The 3,394-nt window shown below is 32.4% G+C and carries 4 protein-coding genes; 1 reads left to right on the top strand and 3 read right to left on the bottom strand.

Going from position 1 to position 3,394, the window contains the following annotated elements; genetic code table 11:
* From ABD935_RS10920 to ABD935_RS10910, 3 genes are all read right to left on the bottom strand, one after another.
* Positions 1 to 381, bottom strand: a 381-nt coding sequence (locus tag ABD935_RS10920) for a DUF4372 domain-containing protein (RefSeq protein ID WP_345192071.1), incomplete at its 3' end; no start/stop codon positions are given.
* A gap of 108 nt (positions 382 to 489) precedes the next feature.
* Entirely contained in the window at positions 490 to 1,977 is a 1,488-nt protein-coding gene (locus ABD935_RS10915; RefSeq protein ID WP_345192070.1) for a cytochrome C, read from the bottom strand.
* 163 nt (positions 1,978 to 2,140) lie between these two features.
* Entirely contained in the window at positions 2,141 to 2,569 is a 429-nt protein-coding gene (locus ABD935_RS10910; protein WP_345192069.1) for a doxx family protein, read from the bottom strand.
* A gap of 180 nt (positions 2,570 to 2,749) precedes the next feature.
* On the opposite strand from ABD935_RS10910, the gene ABD935_RS10905 reads away from it, so the two are divergent.
* Complete coding sequence (locus tag ABD935_RS10905) at positions 2,750 to 3,367, top strand: LytR/AlgR family response regulator transcription factor (RefSeq protein WP_345192068.1); 618 nt, start codon at positions 2,750 to 2,752, stop codon at positions 3,365 to 3,367.
* Positions 3,368 to 3,394: the final 27 nt, after the last annotated feature.

Here is a 3,394-nt window from a genome sequence, read left to right as displayed (position 1 = left end):
ATCCAACAGGAATATTTTTGGTTTTATCCTGAACTTGGTCCGTTTCATATGGGCTTGCTGCCCTAGATTTTCCAACAGGATGTAATAATAATCCCTGAAGAGTTCCCAACTTCGGTTTTTGTTCTGATAACTTACCGTGGATTTTGAAGGCGCCTTGAGCATGCCCATATGGTTCAGGTTACCTGTTGCAGAACGTAGCCCATTACTAATATCACGAACAGATTGACTTTTTGAAAATTGACAGAACAGCATTGAAACCAAGTGGGACCAACTATCAAATCCTTTTTGGTGCTTATCACTATGGTGAGACTTTACCAGTTTCTTGAATTTTGACTTATCCAATTTTGAGATTATTTGGGAAAACAACGTTATATTTAGCATCGGAGAAAGGTGTTTTTTGTGTTGCACCACAAAGGTAACTTTGCGGAACAAATTTCCCTTTCTCTTTTTTAATCGTTTAGGACGCTATTGATATTTAATATTAATATACTACAAACATATCATATATGCTGTAATGGCTTCTTTTTCTTCTTTAGTTAATTTTAATTCAAAAATCAAATTAAAAAACTCTGTAGCATCATCTAAAGTTGGTAACCTTCCATCATGTAGATATGGAGGAGAATCTTTAATCCCTCTTAAGGCAAATGTTTTTATAGGACCTTCTGGTCTTCCTTTATAAAAACGTTCTACTTTTAAATCATGTAAATAATCATCAGCAAATGCAGGACCATAATGACAAGCGGCACATTTTGCTTTTCCCTTAAATAATTTTTCACCAAATAATTCTTTACTGGTAGACTTACTAGGTATTAAATTTCCCATTGCGTCTAATTTAGGTGCTGGAGGATAATCTAGCATAGCATTAAAATCACCCATTCTATTTGTAATGGATCTTTGTAAGCCTCTTTGCCCAATATGCTGTTGCATACCAGGGTCTCCATCAAAATATTCTTCAACTTCAGCAAAATGATCCATGCTCCGGATAGATCGTTTTGAAGCTAGCTGCATAGCATTAAAATTACCTCTCATAGTTGGGGTGTCAACTCTTAATCTTGCTAGATTTGGTCTGCTATCTGGCCCTAATTCTATAGCGCCATTCGTATGCCCATTCACATGACAAGAAAAACAAGATACTCCAGCACTGGGCTCTAGTGTAACTCGATGTTGTGTATGGTTAAACCATGTAGTTGGAGTAGGGGTTAAAAACTCATTAAGCCCCTCCATTTGTTCGGGTGTAAGCAACCCATTAAAAATCTCAAAGTAATTAGCTAATGTTATTTCTCTACCTTTAGTTACATCACCAAGTTCCTTATGATTGGATAAAAACATTGCTGGTGGAAATTCTGGTAAATATTCATCAGGAAAATCATGATCCACATCGATTCGTTCATGTTCAGGATGTGCTTTATTCCAACTATCAGGAAAAAGCATATGCGCTGTTGAATGTAGTGGATGAGCTAATGGCTTATATGGAAATAAGTCTTTGTTTTTTATTTCATATGCTGAATAATTATCTAATGCCTCATAAGATTTTATAGCTTTAGGTAGCCTAGCTATTGGCCCCTTCATTATAGGCTTCCTTCCGCCAGACATTAATTTGTCTTCATGTGTTTTACCATTAAAGTCAAATCGAGAATTCATGTACTTTTTTACATCTACCATCAATTCAGGCTTTTGTTTTTTATGAAACTTCACCCATTCTTCCCAAGACATTGGTAGTTCTGGCGTAGTAAATGAACTTTTCCCTTTGCCTCCATAACGCCATAAATCAAAAGGTGTACGCTCTCCTTTTTTAAGACTCGGGTAGGGAATTAATGAATCTATATGACCAGCTCCTAGTTCGTAATCGGGCTCGACATAATCTTCAATGACTGCTCCTGGAGATTGTAATAAATGAAGTTTATTATTTATGACTTGAAAGCTTAATAAAAATAAAACACCAAATACTACTGCTATAAATATACTTTTATTCTTCATGTAAATTATTGTATCAGTTTTTATTAGAAAGTTGGTTATATAATTGATTTAATTTGTTCTTGGTTTATTACTTACCCCATCTAAGGGTCAGTTGCGATTCATTAGTCTAAATAATTTTATTTAAAACCGACAACCTTTCGCGTAATTACTTGTATAGTTTTCATTAGGCATCTACTTTATAGTTTTTCAATGGATAAATTAAAAATAAGGCGCTGATAATTACAATGTTTTTTAAAATATATTGTCCAACTAAAGTTAGAACAAAAGGCGATTTAGAAAACGAAGTTTCTGGAAAAACCAATACAGGTATGAACGTAAGTAATAAATGGAATATAGCAACAGTAATAACCTTTTTTAGATGAAAATTAAATATTAAACATAAACCAATAGTAACTTCTATAATTGCAAGGATTAAAATGCTAATCATTTCTGGAAGCACCCCTATTGTTAAAAATGAAATAGTTTGTTTAGCAAGTGCATCGGCAGGGCTCAATTCTGGGAAAAACTTGAGCGTTCCAAACCATAAATAAATGATACCAATGCTAATAGCTAATAATCTATTTTTATTTATACTGGAAATTAAACGTGTCATAATCTGATTTATGTAAATTTGCGATTTGCGTGTTAACTAATGAACAATAAATGATTATAAAATGTTTATCCGCTAACATACTTTATACCCCAATAATAACTTTTTGTTCTTCATTAGGTTTTTTTATTGTACCGATTAGCTATATTGCTTGATGAAATATATAATTTGCTTGATGAAACTATGACCTGTCTTATAATAGATGATGATCCTTTAATGTGTGACTTACTAGAGCATTTTTGTAGTAAGATTGATGATATTACTAGTGTGGTAACTACAACTTCTGGGTTTGAATCAATAAACATATTAAGCAGAACCCATTTTGATATTGTTTTATTAGACTACAATTTGCCAGATATAACTGGGGAAGACATTTTGAAAATTGTAGATAAAAACGCTGCAGTTATAATGATTACTTCTAATAAAAGCTTCGCGCTCGAATCCTACAATTATAATCAAATTGTTGACTTTTTAGTGAAACCAATTAACTTCCCTAGGTTTTTCAAAGGATTTCAAAAGGTTAAAAGTTTCATTTCAAATCACCAAAATAAGGAGGACAGGTTATTTGTTAAAGACGGGAATAAATTGGTCAAAATTGATTTAGAGGAAGTGTTATATTTTAAATCTGAAGCTAATTACATTTCTATATTTATCAAAGACAGAAAAATTTTGACTTTAATGACTATGAAAGATTTAGAAGTTAAATTACCAAATTATTTTCAACGTGTTCATCGTTCATACATTGTTAATTTAAATAGGTACTTTCAGATGTACACAAATACTTGTAAATCAGCGATATAATTCGTAAATTAGAATAAACAAACCCCG

This window comes from Algibacter agarivorans (assembly GCF_039543245.1).
GTDB classification, from domain to species: Bacteria; Bacteroidota; Bacteroidia; order Flavobacteriales; family Flavobacteriaceae; genus Algibacter_G; species Algibacter_G agarivorans.
The sequence above is the reverse complement of the archived record's forward strand: the minus strand, read 5'-3'. Positions and strand labels throughout refer to the sequence as shown.